Consider the following 15202-nt stretch of genomic DNA (forward strand, 5'->3'; position numbering starts at 1 on the left):
GTAATTGACAATTAACAATATTAGAGATATTTTAAACTTAAATATGATACAAAACACTTATAACGTTATATAAACGTAATAAGTGTTTAATTTTTAATTTAAAATGAAAGCGTTTTAAGAAGGGGATGGGATTATGATTTTACATGATGTTGAAGTGTTTTCAAGACAAGAAATGGAAACGTTGCAGCTTGAAAGACTGCAGCAAACGGTCAAAAGGGTGTATGAGAAAGTTCCATTTTATCAAAACAAACTGAATGAACGGAACGTCAAACCAGAAGACATTCGTTCGCTTGAGGACATTCGCAAGCTTCCATTTACGACTAAAAAAGATTTGCGTGAACATTATCCGTTCGGTTTGCTTGCGGTCAATTTAAGTGAAGCGGTGCGCGTTCACGCATCAAGCGGCACGAGCGGGAAGCCAACGGTTGTTGCTTACACCAAAAACGATATTGAAAACTGGGCGGATATTGTTGCGCGCGCGATCGCCATTGCGGGAGGAGAGCCGGGCAAAGTGCTGCATAACGCTTACGGCTACGGGCTATTTACCGGCGGGCTTGGCTTGCATTACGGAAGTGAACGGTTAGGAATGGTAACAGTGCCGATATCGGGCGGCAACACAGACCGTCAAGTGATGCTAATTGAAGATTTCCGTCCGGAAGTCATTTGTGGAACCCCTTCATATGTGTTAAATATCGCCGAACGCATGCGCGAACTCGGAAAAGATCCGCGGCAAACCTCGCTCAAATACGGCATTTTCGGTGCGGAGCCTTGGTCGGAAGAAATGCGAAGAACGCTTGAAGAAGCATTTGATATTAAAGCGTGCGATATTTACGGGTTAAGCGAAGTAATCGGACCTGGTGTCGCGATGGAATGCCATGAAGCGCAAGACGGTCTTCATATCGCAGATGATCATTTCTACGTAGAAGTCATCAATCCGCAGACGCTTGAGCCGGTTGCGGATGGAGAAGAGGGCGAATTGGTATTTACAAGCCTTACAAAAGAAGCGTTTCCAGTCATTCGCTACCGCACGGGCGATATCGCGTCTATTACAAGAGAGCGTTGCAAGTGCGGCCGAACAACGACAAGAATGTCGCGCGTTAAAGGACGCGTCGATGATATGCTTATCATTCGCGGGGTCAACGTGTTCCCATCCGAAATCGAACATTACTTATTAACGGTTCCTGAGTTGGCTCCATATTATCAAATCCACCTTGACCGAAAAGGAACGCTTGACATAATTGAACTGCATGTCGAAATCAATGAAACGTTCGCTCAAGAAATCGGAGGGGATGTAGAAGGCGAACGTGTAGTGTTATTGAAAAAGCAAATTCAGCATTTGTTAAAAAGCTACTGTCTCGTGTCGATGGATGTCGTCGTCCACGGCCCGAAAGCGCTTCCGCGGTCTGAAGGAAAAGCGATTCGCATCGTTGATCGCCGCAAAGAAAAAGCGAAAATATAAAAATACGAAAATATTACATTTTTCATCATTGAAATATTTATAACGTTATTTTATAATTACGTTAAAAGAACGTTATACAACAGGAGGGCTATATAGATGGCTGTCGTCACATCGTTTGAACGTCTATCTGAAGAAGAAAAATATCAACGATTCATGGAAAGAATCGAAGCGGGTGAGAAAATCGAAGCGGATGACTGGATGCCGGAAGAATACCGGATGACGCTCATCAAGCTTATCGCCATGCATGGCATTAGCGAAATCATGGGAGCGCTTCCAGAAAAAGAATGGGTTCCAAAGGCGCCGTCACTGCGGAGAAAGCTTGGTATTATGGCGAAAGTACAAGACGAAATGGGCCATGGTCAGCTTTTGCTTCGCGTTGCTGAAGATTTAATGGCACCGCTTGGAAAAACGCGTGAAGAAATTATGCAAGATTTATTTTCAGGAGATTTGAAGTTTCATAACGTGTTCCATATGCCTGCGCCAACATGGGGCGACGCTGGCTTAATCGGCTGGCTCGTCGACGGAGCGGCGATTATTACCCAAACGAACATGCTTGATGCATCTTACGGTCCATATGCGCGCGCGTTAAAGCGAATTTGCGCTGAAGAAGTGTTCCATGCTCAGCACGGAGAAGCGATTATTTTGGCGCTTGCTGAAGGAACAAAAGAACAAAAAGACATGATCCAAGACGCATTGAATCGTTGGTGGGATGCGCTTCTAATGTTCTTTGGTCCTGACAATGCTTCAACGACAGGTACATCGAAGCAGGACATCACGATTAAATATCGCATCCGTACAAAAACGAACGAACAGCTTCGTCAAGATTTCTTTACAAAATACATTCCGCGCATTTTGTCGCTTGGCCTCAAGCTTCCGGATGAAACAATGTACTATGACGAGAAGCAAGAAAAATGGATCTATCGCCAACCGGATTGGAACGAGTTTAAACAAATCGTTCGCAACAACGGTCCGAAATCGCAAGAGCGCCTTCGTCTCCGCAAATTATCATATGAAAATAACGCATGGGTTCGCGAAGCGCTAAGCCGTTCATCGGCTGTATAATGGGGGGAGCAATATGAGCAACAACGGAAAAGACTTTTATCAAGTATTTGAAGTATTCAGCAGAAAAAACGATACGGCGCCGCTGCAGCATCAATTCAGCTTGCTTGCACCAAATCATGAAATTGCGTTAGTCATGGCGCAAGAAAATTTCATGCGGCGCGAACCGGTGTCGGATATTTGGGTTGTCAAACGCTCCGACATTCGCCAAATGACGGAAGAGGAAAAAGAAACGTTAAAGCGCCTTGACAATAAAGATTACCGTACGACAAAAGGGTATGGATATTTGAAAAAGAAATGGCGGCAATACGAACAAGAAATGTTGGATGAAAAGGAAATTTTGTCATGGAAGGGCGAGATTCAGCGATGAAAATCACAAAGGCAGAAGAACTGAAGCAATACCCTGAATATCAAGAGGCGCTTGTTGAATTATTATTCCAATTAGCTGATGATGATTTCATTTTGGCGTTTCGCGGGTCTGAATGGTTGGGGCTTGCGCCGCACATCGAAGAAGACGTGGCGTTTTCTTCGATCAGCCAAGACACAATGGGGCATGCGGCCATGTACTATCAACTTCTTGAAGAAATCGGGGTTGGCAGCGCTGACGATTTAGCGCACGGACGTCAAGCATCAGAAAGACGCAATGCGATTTTGTTAGAGGAAGTGAACGGGCCGGGCCATTATTTGCATGAGCCTCGCTACGACTGGGCATTTACAGTCGTGAGAAATTACTTTTACGCACAAGCGAAAAAAGTGCGCATCGATTCGTTGAAAAACTCATCATACGAACCGCTTGCACAAGTCGCGATTAAAGTCAATATGGAGCTGTATTACCATCTCATGCACTGGAAAACGTGGTTTGTTCAGCTTGTCAACGCGCAAGGGGAAGCGCGCGAGCGAATGATCAAAGCGGTTGAAAAAGTGTTGGATGATTTCGGCGGCGTATTGTCGCTTGGACATAAAGGAAGCAAGATGGTCGAATTCGCCTTGATCGAAAGCGAGGAAGTGTTAACAGAGCGCTGGATTCAAGCGATGAAACCGGTGTTTGAGCAAACGAATCTCGAGTTGCCGAGCGCACTCGGCATGAAGCGCGGCAACGGACGCAACGGCGAACATACACCAGATCTAGATGATGCAATTGCGACATTATCTGAAGTGTACCGTATCGACCCTCTTGCGGCATGGTGATGAACGTATTTTTGGCAAAGAAGGAGGGGCAGTCCATGATTGAACAAATCAAACAAGCGCTCGATGCGGTAAAAGATCCAGAAATTGATTCGGTCAGCGTTCTCGACTTAGGAATGGTGGAAGAGGTGCAGTTTGAAAACGGAGAGGCCGTTGTTAAATTGCTGCCGACGTTTATCGGCTGCCCGGCGCTTGACATTATCCAAAAGCGGGTTGAGCAAGTTCTATCCTCGTTAGAAGGAATTGAGCGTGTCACTGTTGAATTTATTAATAGCCCGCCATGGACGTCTGATCGAATCACGGATGAAGGGCGCGAAAAATTGAAAGAGTTCGGCATCGCCCCGCCTCCAAAGCAAATGGGTCCTAATGGCGAATGGCAAGTGGAGTGTCCGTATTGCGCTTCCGCTTACACGCTAATGGAAAACATCTTTGGTCCGACCGCTTGCCGCAGCATTTTCTATTGCAAGCAATGCAAAAATCCATTCGAAGCGTTAAAGCCGATTTCGACATGGATGTAAAAAAGTAAAGAAAAGGGGAAGAGATTATGGTAAAAATGATCGCTCTTTACAAACAACCGAAGGATAAGCAAGCGTTCGATGAGCATTACTTTGGAACGCATGCACCAATCACGGCAAAAATTCCTGGATTGCGCAAAATGGAAGTGACAAAGATTGTAGGAACGCCAATGGGCGGAGAAAGCGAATATTACCTATTGTGCGAAATGTACTACGACAGCCATGAAGCGCTTAAAGAAGCGATGAAAACAAGCGAAGCGAAAGCGTCTGGAAAAGATTTAATGTCATTTGCCGGCGATCTTGTAACATTGATGATTGGCGAGGAAGTTGGAAATGAGTGAGTTTGCGCATATTGATACGCGTACGGAGGGGGCCGTTGCCGTTATCGAATTAAACCGTCCGCACGTATTTAATGCGCTAAACCGCCAGATGGTCACAGAAATTGTCACAGCGATGGAGGCGTATGACCGCAACGATGACGTGCGAGTCATCGTGCTTGCGGGAAAAGGACGGGCGTTTGCGGCAGGTGCTGACATTGATGAAATGGCGAACGATGACCCGATTACGCTTGAATTGCTGAACCAATTTGCCGAGTGGGATCGCATGGCGCTCATTAAAAAGCCGACGATCGCCGCAGTGCACGGGTTTGCGTTAGGAGGAGGCTTTGAACTGGCGCTCAGTTGCGACTTATTGTTCGCTGCGGAAACAGCCGAGTTCGGCTTTCCGGAAGTCAATATCGGCGTCATGCCGGGAGCGGGAGGAACGCAGCGGCTGACAAAGTTAATTGGCAAAACAAAAGCGCTTGAGTGGCTTTGGACGGGTGAGAGAATGTCGGCTGCGACCGCTTATGAGCTCGGCATCGTCAACCGCGTTGTCGTGCCAGAGCTTTTGCTTGAGGAAACGATGAAGTTTGCACAAAAAATTGCCAAACAGCCTCCGCTATCCATTCGTCTCATTAAAGAGGCGGTTCATAAAGCGGTCGATTATCCTCTATATGAAGGAATGCAGTTTGAGCGGAAAAACTTTTACCTCCTTTTCGCGTCCGAAGATCAAAAAGAAGGCATGCAAGCGTTCGTAGAAAAACGCAAGCCGCACTTTAAAGGAAAATAAGGAGGGTTGCTCGTTGTACGAAACGATTCGTTATGAAATTCGCGACAACGTTGCTTGGTTGATCCTGAATCGGCCGGACAAGTTGAATGCGTTTACAGAGCAAATGAACAAAGAAATCGTCGCCGCACTGAAGCAAGCCGCTTCCGATGAAAATGTCCGCAGCCTCATCATCACAGGGGAAGGCAGAGCGTTTTGCTCCGGTGAAGACCTTGCGGGCGTCACGGAAGAAATGGACCATGGAGAGGTGCTAAGAACGCGCTATGCGCCGATGATGAAAGCGCTTCATCGCTTTGAAAAACCGGTCATTGCCGCTGTCAATGGCGTTGCAGCGGGAGCGGGAATGAGTCTGGCGCTCGCGTGCGATTTCCGCCTCGCATTGGAAAAAGCAAGCTTTATCGAAGCGTTTATCCATGTTGGCCTCGTTCCGGATGCCGGCAACCTTTACTATCTGCCGCGGTTAATTGGCCATGCGAAAGCGCTCGAGCTGGCGGTATTGGGCGAAAAAGTGACGGCGCAAAAAGCGTACGAACTAGGCCTTGTCACAGCTGTCATCCCGCAAGATACGTGGGAAGAGGAAGTGCAAAGCTTTGCAGCAAGGCTCGCAGGTATGCCGACGAAAGCGATCGGTCTTATCAAGCGCCTTTTGCGCGAAAGCGACCATCGCTCGTTTGAAGACTATCTCGAAAAAGAGGCATACAGCCAGCGGATTGCCGGACTAACGGAAGACCATCGTGAAGGAGTTCGCGCATTTTTCGAAAAACGCCCGGCAGTATTTAAAGGGAAGTAATCACGAAAAAGGAGTGTGTGACGAATGTCAACAGTAAAAGAGCAAAAAATGGAAAAGCTTGAAATGAAGCGTGAAATGTATCACCTCATTATTAACGGTGAACGTGTGGAAGGTTCTACGGGCGAAACGTTTACAACATACAACCCAGCGACAGGCGAGCCAGTGGCGCAAGTCGCAAAAGGAACAAGAGAAGATGCAGAGCGCGCTGTTCAGGCAGCTCGTCAAGCATTTGATCATGGCAAGTGGCGTCATTTTCCGGTTAACAAACGGGCGCGCGTGCTTAATAAAATCGCTTCAATCATGCGCTCTCGTTTTAATGAGTTAGTGGAATTAGAGATTTTAGATACTGGAAAATCGCTTTCTGCGGCACAAGGCCAAGTAATGCAAGCGATCGAAGACTTTGAATTTTATGCAAGCGCGATCGTTGGCCATCGCGGGGTTGTGAACAATATGCCAGGCGCATTCCATAACTTCACGGAAAAAGAGCCTGTCGGCGTATGTGCGCAAATCATTCCTTGGAACTATCCGTTAATGATGGCGGCGTGGAAAATCGCTCCGGCGATTGCTGTTGGCTGCTCGGTCGTTGTGAAACCAGCTTCTTTAACACCATTAACATGCATTGTGTTGGCGGAAATTTGCCACGAGGCAGGCGTGCCAGAAGGCGTCGTCAACGTTGTAACAGGTTCAGGCTCCGAAGTCGGCAATTATTTAGTTGAGCATCCGCTTGTTGACAAGGTTGCGTTTACCGGCTCAACTCCTGTCGGTAAAGATATTATGGAAAAAGCATCAAAAACATTAAAACGCGTTACATTAGAGCTTGGCGGAAAATCGCCAAATATCGTGTTCGAGGATGCAGACATTGATGCAGCAGTCGATGGATCGTTATTCGGTATTTTCTACAACACAGGGCAATCATGCGAAGCGCGTTCTCGCTTGTACGTACATGAAAGCGTGTATGACCAATTCATGGAGAAATTCGTAGAAAAAGCGAAAAAATTAAAACTTGGCAATCCGTTTGACCAAGGCACGCATGTTGGTGCCATCATCAGCCGCGAACAATTAGAAGTCATCGATGGCTATGTCCGTTCCGCGATCGAAGAAGGCGCAACAGTTGTAGCAGGCGGTAAAGAAGCAAAAATCGAAGGATTTGAAAACGGTTATTGGTATGAGCCAACGATCATCACAAATGTGAACCATAACATGAAAGTAGTGAAGGAAGAAATTTTCGGACCGGTCGTTGTCGTCATGAAATTCAGCGATGAAAAAGAAGTGGTGAAGCTAGCGAACGACAGCGAATACGGATTAGGTTCGGCCATCTGGACGAAAGATCACGCTCGCGCGATCCGCGTTGCGAAGCAAATCCAAGCGGGTATCGTCATGGTGAACAGCCCGTTCTCGGCGTTCCCAGGCACACCGTTTGGCGGTTACAAACAATCTGGTTTCGGACGCGAGCTTTGCATTGAAACGCTTGATCTATACACAGAAACAAAGAGCATTTTATCATACTACGGAAGCCGTCCGCTTAATCCTTTCGGCTTGTAATGCATGATTTCGAGCACTTCCATCCGCGGATGGGTGCTCGTTTTCACTTCTATCTATCATGTAAAAGGAGAGGTTTTTTATGATTCGCCACATCGTCGTCGTCGGTTCAGGAGTGATGGGAAGAGGCATCGCTTATGTAAGCGCGGCTGGAGGGTTTACTACGACGCTTGTTGATATCAAGGAAGAGCAGCTCGAAAGCGCGAAAAAAGAAATTGATTCGATTTTTGAAAAGGCCGTTGCATTAAATAAAATGACGGAATCAGCTAAACTCGAGGGGCAGGCTCGCCTTTCCTATTCGACGGATTTAGTGGACGCGGCCAAAGGCGCGGATTTAGTCATTGAAGCGGTACCAGAAAAATTAGAGATTAAAAAGCAAATTTTTGAAACGATCGATGCGCATGCGCCCGAGACATGCTATTTTGCGACGAATACATCGACTATGAGCCCAACGGAAATCGCCTCGTTTACGAAACGTCCGGAAAAAGTGATTGCGATGCACTTTTTCAACCCGGTTCATAAAATGAAGCTTGTTGAGATTATTCGCGGATTGGAAACGAGCGATGAAACGGCGGAAGTAATTGAGCAAGTAGCGGAACAAATGGGGAAAGAAACGGTAACGGTCAACGAGTTTCCTGGGTTTGTAACAAGCCGTATCAGCGCGTTAATCGGCAACGAAGCGTTCTATATGTTGCAAGAGGGCGTTGGCACACCAGAACAAATTGATAAAGCGATCAAGCTTGGTCTCAACTTTCCGATGGGACCGTTTGAATTGGCTGACTTAGTCGGACTGGATGCGCGCTTGAACAATTTAAAATACTTACATGAGAAGCTTGGCGAAAAATATCGGCCTGCGCCATTGTTAGAGCAGTATGTGAAAGCAGGACGTCTCGGAAGAAAAACAGGAAAAGGCGTGTACGACTACACGAACAAACAATAGGAAGGAGTCCAAAATGATGAGAGAAGTCGTCATTGTTGATGCGGTGCGGACGCCGATTGGAAGATATAAAGGTGCGTTAAAAGACGTCCGTCCAGACGATTTGGGCGCAGTTGTCATTCGCGCCCTTGTGGAGCGCAATCCAGCGCTTCCGGTCGACCAAATTGAAGAAGTGGTTCTTGGCAATGCCAATCAAGCGGGTGAGGATAACCGCAACGTTGCGCGCATGTCAGCGCTATTAGCTGGCTTGCCAATTGAAGTAGCAGGTACGACGGTGAATCGTTTGTGCGGTTCTGGTTTGGATGCGGTGAATTACGCAGCGCGGGCGATTATGGTTGGAGAAGCCGATATCATCATCGCAGGCGGAACGGAAAGCATGACGCGCGCGCCGTTTGTCATGGCAAAGCCAGATCAAGATTTTCCGCGCGGCAATTTAGAAATGTTTGACACAACCATCGGTTGGCGCTTTATTAATCCGAAGCTTCACGAAATGTACGGAACGGACAGCATGCCGCAAACGGCGGAAAACGTTGCAAAACGGTACGGCATTTCCCGCGAAGCGCAAGATGAGTTTGCTTATGAAAGCCAAATGAAGGCGAAACGGGCGATCGAAGAGAACCGCTTTGCTGACGAGCTTGTTCCGGTGATTTACCGCGACAAGAAAGGAACAGAAATTATCGTTGATAAAGACGAGCATCCGCGTCCGGATACGACGCTTGAGAAGCTTGCCAAATTGCGCCCGCTGTTTGAGAACGGAACGGTGACAGCTGGAAACGCTTCTGGCGTCAACGACGGAGCATCCGCTTTATTGTTGATGAGCGCGGAAAAAGCGAAGGAGCTTGGCATGAAGCCGCTTGCGAAATACAAAGCGTCCGCGGTGGCCGGCTTAGAACCAGCCGTGATGGGGCTCGGTCCGATTTATGCGACGAGAAAAGCGTTGCAGCGCGCGGGCTTAACGATTAATGATATCGGCTTAGTCGAGCTAAACGAAGCGTTCGCATCCCAATCGTTAGAGTGCATCAAACAGCTTGAGCTTGATAAAGAAAAAGTCAATGTCAACGGCGGAGCGATTGCATTCGGCCATCCGCTTGGTGCGAGCGGTGCCCGCATTTTAACGACATTGATTTATGAAATGAGACGAAGAGGCGTCCAATACGGCCTTGCGACGATGTGCATCGGTGTCGGCCAAGGCATTGCTACCATCGTCGAAAATATTGATGCGTAACGAAGGGGAGAAGGATGATGAGCAATATTTTGTTGGAGAAGCGCGACCATATCGCGTATGTAACGCTTCATCGCCCAGAAGCGATGAACTGCTTCAATTATGCGACGCTTGTCGAGCTCGGTGAAGTGGTCGAACAGCTTCATCTCGACCGCGATGTTCGCGTCGTCATTTTTACCGGCGCAGGGGAGAAAGCATTTAGCGCTGGCGCTGATTTAAAAGAGCGAAAAACGCTCACCGAGACGGAAGTGCGCCGCAACGTGAAAAAAATCCGCGACGTGTTTAACGCGGTGGCCGATTTGCCGCAGCCGACGATCGCGGCGGTGAACGGCTATGCTTTTGGCGGCGGGTTTGAACTGATGCTTTCATGCGACTTCCGCATCGCTGTTAAAGAAGCGGTCATGGGGCTGACGGAAGTGAGCTGGGCGATTATTCCAGGAGCTGGCGGAACGCAGCGCCTGCCGCGATTGATCGGTGAAGCGCGCGCGAAAGAGCTGATTTTGACGGCTCGTAAAATTACGGCGGAGCAAGCGTACGCGTACGGTATTTTAACAAAGGTCGTCGAAAAAGAAGAATTGATGGCAAGCTGCGAGGCGCTGGCGCACGAAATGATGCAAAACGGTCCGATCGCGCTGCAGCAAGCGAAATACGCGATTCAACAAGGCATGAACGTCGATTTGCAGACAGGGCTTGCCATTGAAGCGAAAGCGTATGAATTGACCATTCCAACAAAAGATCGTTTAGAAGCGCTTGCGGCGTTCAGTGAGAAGCGGAAGCCGCAGTTTACAGGACAATAATCAAACAAGGGAGACTCATAATTTTATGAGCCTCCTTCTTTATTATTCGATGTTTTTTTCGCGATCGTGTTGTCAGTGTCATAAAAATTTGTTAAAATTATGAACCATAAAAGCGGCCGGGAAACCGCTTGAAAAAAGCTTTTGGCCAATTCGGGCAGGACGGAAAATGATAGATTACGAGATAAAGGGTGTCAGACATGAGCATCAATACGCGATCGATGATTTTTACCATCTACGGTGACTATATTCGTCATTACGGCAACCAAATTTGGATCGGCAGCTTGATTCGTTTGTTAAAAGAGTTCGGCCATAACGATCAAGCGGTGCGCGCGGCCATTTCCCGCATGAGCAAGCAAGGGTGGGTGCAAGCGGAGAAAAAAGGCAATAAAAGCTACTATTCGCTGACACCGCGCGGTGTAAAACGCATGGATGAAGCGGCGAAGCGCATTTATAAAATCCGTCCGGAAAAATGGGACGGAAAGTGGCGCATTTTTGTTTATACGATTCCAGAAGAAAAGCGCTCGCTGCGCGATGAGCTGCGAAAAGAGCTTGTCTGGAGCGGATTCGGCACGATTTCCAACAGCTCGTGGATTTCGCCGAACAATTTGGAAAAGCAAGTGTATGATTTAATTGATAAATATCAAATTGCGCCGTACGTCGACTTTTTTATCGCGGAATATGACGGGCCGCATACGAACGAGCGCCTCGTCGAGAAATGCTGGGATTTAAAAGCGATTAACGAAAAGTACGAGGAATTTATTTCAGTGTACAGCCAAAAATATATTATCGACAAAAACAAAATCCAGCGCGGAGAAATGTCGGATGCTGAATGTTTCGTGGAGCGCACGAAGCTTGTACACGAGTATCGGAAGTTTTTATTTATCGACCCGGGTCTGCCGGAGGAATTGCTGCCAAAAGAATGGATGGGCAGCCATGCGGCTTCGCTGTTTGGCGAATATTATAAAGAGTTGGCAAAGCCGGCAAGCCGCTTCTTTGAATCGGTATTTATGGACGGAAATGAATTAGAGAAAAAAGACGAACAGTACGATGTATACGATCACCCGCTCATCGTGGAATAAAAAGCACTGCTAGATGGTAGCAGTGCTTTTATTTTTAGGGCTCGTGCCGTTTCCTACCGCGAACCGCCTAGCAACTCGCGATACTCCTTCCCTTTTTGCACGTATGTATCGATGGACAGTTGAATCAATGCTAAGTCTTTGTCCGTGATTTCGCGCACGACTTTTCCAGGAGCGCCCATCACAAGCGAACGCGGCGGAATTTTTTTGCCGGAAGGAATGAGCGTGTTAGCCCCAATAATGCATTCTTCACCGATTTCAGCCCCGTCTAAAATCGTCGAGCCCATGCCGATAATCGAACGCTTTCGGATTGTGCACCCATGCAAAATCACATTGTGGCCGACTGTTACTTCATCTTCAATGACAAGCGGAAACCCTTCGTACAAATGGCACGTTGAATTATCTTGAATGCTGCATCGTTCTCCGACGATAATTGGCGCTTCATCCCCTCGCAATACCGCGTTAAACCAGATGGTCGATTCTTTGCCAACCGTTACATCGCCGATAATGTGAGCCCCAGGGGCGATAAAGACCGTTTGATCAACTTTTGGCGTTTTTCCGTTATATGAATAAAGCATTTCCAATCCCCCTCAAATTGTGATAAGGTTATGATAAGTATAACATACTTTTTACGAGGAGAGAATTTTATGAACGATGTTTGCCGCATACTTCAAATTCGTTACCCGATTATTCAAGGTGGAATGGGCAATATTAGCAATGCCGAGCTCACAAGCGCTGTCTCCGAAGCGGGAGGGCTTGGAACGATCGGCGTTGGAACGATGGCGCCTGATGAAGTTGAGAGCATCCTTGTAGAAACGAAACGCAGAACGAGCCGGCCGTTTGCTGTGAATATTCCGATTCAAGTGACGCCGTATGTCGAGGAAATGGCGTCGCTCGTATTGAAGCATAACGTGCCAGTCGTTTCTCTGTCGGCGGGAAACCCAGCTCCGCTGATCCCGCGCTTGAAGGAGCATGGAGTCAAAATTATCGTTGTCACCGCTTCGGTAAAACAAGCGAAAAAAGCGGAAGCGGCGGGAGCGGATGTGCTTGTCGCTGAAGGATACGAAGCAGCAGGAATTAATTCGCATCTTGAATTGACAACGATGACATTGATTCCGCAAATCGCCAAAGCGGTTCGCGTGCCGGTCGTCGCAGCCGGTGGAATCGGCGATGGAAGGGGACTTTTGGCTGCGTTTGCACTCGGAGCGCAAGGGGTGCAGCTTGGAACGCGGTTGATCGCAACAAAAGAGGCTCCGTTTCATGAGGCGTATAAGCAATTGATTATGGATGCGGGAGAAAACGAGACGGTGATTGTCGGACGATCGGTCGGCAGAGTGCGAAGAATTATGCGCACACCTTATGCGGAAAAGTTGTTACAATATGAAAAAGAAGGCGTCACGCTCGACGAGTTCAATCAATATACATCAGAAGAGCATCATCGCCGCGGAGCTCTTTCGGGCGATTTTTCCGAGGGATTTGTAAACGCGGGTCAAATTGCCGGATTGATTCAAGATGCGCCGACAGTTCAAGAGCTGCTTGATGGAATGATGGAAGAAGCGAAGCAACAGTTAAACCAGCTACAAAAAATATTTTTTTAAAATATCATTTTAAACCAGCGAATAAAGAATACTCCAGTCAACTGGCAACTGGGGTATTCTTTATTTTTAATGATTTTATTTTTGAGAAAATTATTGACTTTTGTTTTTATAGATTGATAATATTAATTTATCATGACGTTATTTTAACGTTAATAAACATTTTTATTATGCTGATAATGTAAACGTTTACAAATTAAACGCTTTAAACCACTAAAACCTTTGGTTTTACTTGCATATAGAGGTGATAAAAACCATAGGTCAGTGATTTTTTTCTGTTTGTTTTTTATATAACGTTTATAAAACGTTTGTGTCCATTCACGTATCAGAGGGGTGAGAGGAATGAAGCCGGGGATGAAAGTCGGAGATACGGCTGTGGTAGAAGCGGTCGTGACTCCGGACATGTTTGCGCAGTTTGAAGGCAATGTCGTCCATCCTGTTTATTCGACGGTATCGATGGTCTACCACATGGAATGGGCATCGCGAAAAATCATTTTGCCATATTTGGAGGATCACGAAGAAGGAATGGGGGCTGCGGTTTCCGTCAAACACATTGCGCCCACTCCGGAAGGCTCGACGGTAACCGTTACAGCTACTTTGACCGAGCTTCGCGATAACATCGTCATTACGAAAGTAGAAGCGAAAGAGGGAGAGCGAGTAGTAGGCGTCGGTGAAGTGAAACAAGTGATTTTACCAAAGCAAAAAATCCACGAGATGATTCAAGCGTCGCTACATTCATAAACATAGGGGGATAAGGAACATGAACACGGTTACAAACGAATGGAAATCGGCGGATCTATTTACACAAATGAGAGAGCATGAACAGGTTGTTTTTTGCAATGATGAAAAAACAGGGCTTAAAGCGATTATTGCAATTCATAATACAACATTAGGTCCAGCGCTTGGCGGATGCCGCATGCAGCCATACCCAACTGTGGAAGCAGCGCTTTTTGACGTTCTCCGTCTTTCAAAGGGCATGACGTATAAATGCATCGCTGCGGATGTCGATTTCGGCGGCGGAAAAGCGGTTATTATCGGCGATCCGCGCAAAGACAAATCGCCGGAATTGTTCCGCGCGTTCGGACAGTTCGTGGAGTCGTTAAATGGTCGTTTTTACACAGGAACAGACATGGGAACAACTCCAGAAGATTTCGTGCACGCAATGAAAGAAACGAACTGTATCGTCGGTGTGCCGCAAGAGTATGGCGGAAGCGGAGACTCCTCCGTTCCGACAGCGTTGGGTGTGATTTACGGCTTGCAGGCGACGAACAAAGCGTTATGGGGAAGCGACGACCTTCAAGGCAAAACGTATGCGATTCAAGGGCTTGGCAAGGTTGGTTATAAAGTGGCCGAGCAGCTGCTAGAAAAAGGGGCCAACCTTTATGTTTGCGACATTAACCAGGCGGCTGTTGATTCGATTGTTTCTTATGCGAAAGAAATCGGCGGCTCTGTAAAAGTGGTCGACGGTGACGAAATTTACAGAACCGATGCGGATGTCTTTGTGCCATGCGCATTTGGAAACGTTGTCAACGATGACACCATTGATTTATTCAAAGTAAAAGCTATTGTCGGATCAGCCAACAACCAATTGCTTGATGTGCGCCATGGTCAAATGCTGCAAGAAAGAGGCATTTTATACGCGCCAGATTATATCGTCAATGCGGGCGGTCTCATTCAAGTATCGGATGAATTATACGGCCCAAATAAAGAGCGTGTGTTGCAAAAAACGAAAGCGATTTATTCGACGCTTCTTGATATTTATACGCAAGCGGAAAATGAACAACTTACAACGATCGAAGCAGCGAACCGTTTCTGTGAAAATCGCTTGGAAATGCGAAGCAGAAGAAACAACTTCTTCTCTCATAAAAAGCGCCCGAAATGGGATATTCGTCTGTAAAAAATGAAGAAAAGAGGGTGACGG

General features: G+C 47.1%; 17 protein-coding genes. 16 read left to right on the top strand and 1 reads right to left on the bottom strand.

Translation table 11 applies throughout. From position 1 onward, the window contains the following. Positions 1 to 133: 133 nt before the first annotated feature. From paaK to paaX, 13 genes are all read left to right on the top strand, one after another. Positions 134 to 1459, top strand: a complete 1326-nt coding sequence (gene paaK / locus N667_RS0107875; RefSeq protein ID WP_027409072.1) for a phenylacetate--CoA ligase PaaK — start codon at positions 134 to 136, stop codon at positions 1457 to 1459. Between the two features lie 96 nt (positions 1460 to 1555). Continuing rightward, positions 1556 to 2521, top strand: a complete 966-nt coding sequence (gene paaA / locus N667_RS0107880; protein ID WP_027409073.1) for a 1,2-phenylacetyl-CoA epoxidase subunit PaaA — start codon at positions 1556 to 1558, stop codon at positions 2519 to 2521. 13 nt (positions 2522 to 2534) lie between these two features. Further along, positions 2535 to 2888 (top strand): 1,2-phenylacetyl-CoA epoxidase subunit PaaB, encoded by a 354-nt coding sequence (gene paaB, locus N667_RS0107885; protein WP_027409074.1) that lies wholly within the window; start codon positions 2535 to 2537, stop codon positions 2886 to 2888. After that, a complete protein-coding gene (gene paaC, locus N667_RS0107890) occupies positions 2864 to 3706 on the top strand; it encodes a 1,2-phenylacetyl-CoA epoxidase subunit PaaC (RefSeq protein WP_027409075.1) in 843 nt (280 codons plus the stop codon). Before paaB ends, paaC begins: the two co-directional genes overlap by 25 nt. A gap of 35 nt (positions 3707 to 3741) precedes the next feature. Then, positions 3742 to 4221, top strand: coding sequence for a 1,2-phenylacetyl-CoA epoxidase subunit PaaD (gene paaD, locus N667_RS0107895; RefSeq protein ID WP_027409076.1), 480 nt, complete (start codon positions 3742 to 3744; stop codon positions 4219 to 4221). Between the two features lie 26 nt (positions 4222 to 4247). Continuing rightward, positions 4248 to 4559: an EthD family reductase gene (locus N667_RS0107900; RefSeq protein ID WP_027409077.1), complete on the top strand. Its 312-nt coding sequence runs from the start codon at positions 4248 to 4250 to the stop codon at positions 4557 to 4559. After that, positions 4552 to 5328: an enoyl-CoA hydratase/isomerase family protein gene (locus tag N667_RS0107905; protein WP_027409078.1), complete on the top strand. Its 777-nt coding sequence runs from the start codon at positions 4552 to 4554 to the stop codon at positions 5326 to 5328. The genes N667_RS0107900 and N667_RS0107905 overlap by 8 nt, the downstream gene beginning before the upstream one ends. A 13-nt stretch (positions 5329 to 5341) precedes the next feature. After that, complete coding sequence (locus tag N667_RS0107910; protein ID WP_027409079.1) at positions 5342 to 6115, top strand: enoyl-CoA hydratase-related protein; 774 nt, start codon at positions 5342 to 5344, stop codon at positions 6113 to 6115. A gap of 24 nt (positions 6116 to 6139) precedes the next feature. Further along, positions 6140 to 7657: an aldehyde dehydrogenase family protein gene (locus N667_RS0107915; RefSeq protein ID WP_027409080.1), complete on the top strand. Its 1518-nt coding sequence runs from the start codon at positions 6140 to 6142 to the stop codon at positions 7655 to 7657. 79 nt (positions 7658 to 7736) lie between these two features. Continuing rightward, entirely contained in the window at positions 7737 to 8594 is an 858-nt protein-coding gene (locus N667_RS0107920) for a 3-hydroxyacyl-CoA dehydrogenase (RefSeq protein WP_027409081.1), read from the top strand. Between the two features lie 13 nt (positions 8595 to 8607). Next, positions 8608 to 9816: a thiolase family protein gene (locus tag N667_RS0107925; RefSeq protein ID WP_027409082.1), complete on the top strand. Its 1209-nt coding sequence runs from the start codon at positions 8608 to 8610 to the stop codon at positions 9814 to 9816. Between the two features lie 17 nt (positions 9817 to 9833). After that, positions 9834 to 10610, top strand: a complete 777-nt coding sequence (locus N667_RS0107930; protein ID WP_027409083.1) for an enoyl-CoA hydratase-related protein — start codon at positions 9834 to 9836, stop codon at positions 10608 to 10610. A gap of 203 nt (positions 10611 to 10813) precedes the next feature. Continuing rightward, positions 10814 to 11689, top strand: coding sequence for a phenylacetic acid degradation operon negative regulatory protein PaaX (paaX, locus tag N667_RS0107935; RefSeq protein WP_027409084.1), 876 nt, complete (start codon positions 10814 to 10816; stop codon positions 11687 to 11689). A gap of 53 nt (positions 11690 to 11742) precedes the next feature. Here the strand turns inward: paaX and N667_RS0107940 are convergent, their stop codons facing one another. Beyond that, entirely contained in the window at positions 11743 to 12264 is a 522-nt protein-coding gene (locus N667_RS0107940; protein ID WP_027409085.1) for a gamma carbonic anhydrase family protein, read from the bottom strand. A 69-nt stretch (positions 12265 to 12333) separates the two neighbouring features. On the opposite strand from N667_RS0107940, the gene N667_RS0107945 reads away from it, so the two are divergent. The 3 genes from N667_RS0107945 (at position 12334) to N667_RS0107955 (ending at position 15178) form a co-directional block, all read left to right on the top strand. After that, positions 12334 to 13284, top strand: coding sequence for an NAD(P)H-dependent flavin oxidoreductase (locus N667_RS0107945; protein ID WP_027409086.1), 951 nt, complete (start codon positions 12334 to 12336; stop codon positions 13282 to 13284). A gap of 339 nt (positions 13285 to 13623) precedes the next feature. Further along, entirely contained in the window at positions 13624 to 14022 is a 399-nt protein-coding gene (locus tag N667_RS0107950; protein WP_027409087.1) for a thioesterase family protein, read from the top strand. Positions 14023 to 14041: 19 nt separating this feature from the next. Then, a complete protein-coding gene (locus tag N667_RS0107955; protein WP_027409088.1) occupies positions 14042 to 15178 on the top strand; it encodes a Leu/Phe/Val dehydrogenase in 1137 nt (378 codons plus the stop codon). The last annotated feature ends 24 nt before the right edge of the window (positions 15179 to 15202 follow it).

Origin of the sequence: Anoxybacillus tepidamans PS2 (genome assembly GCF_000620165.1) — a bacterium.
Taxonomy (GTDB): Bacteria; Bacillota; Bacilli; order Bacillales; family Anoxybacillaceae; genus Anoxybacteroides; species Anoxybacteroides tepidamans_A.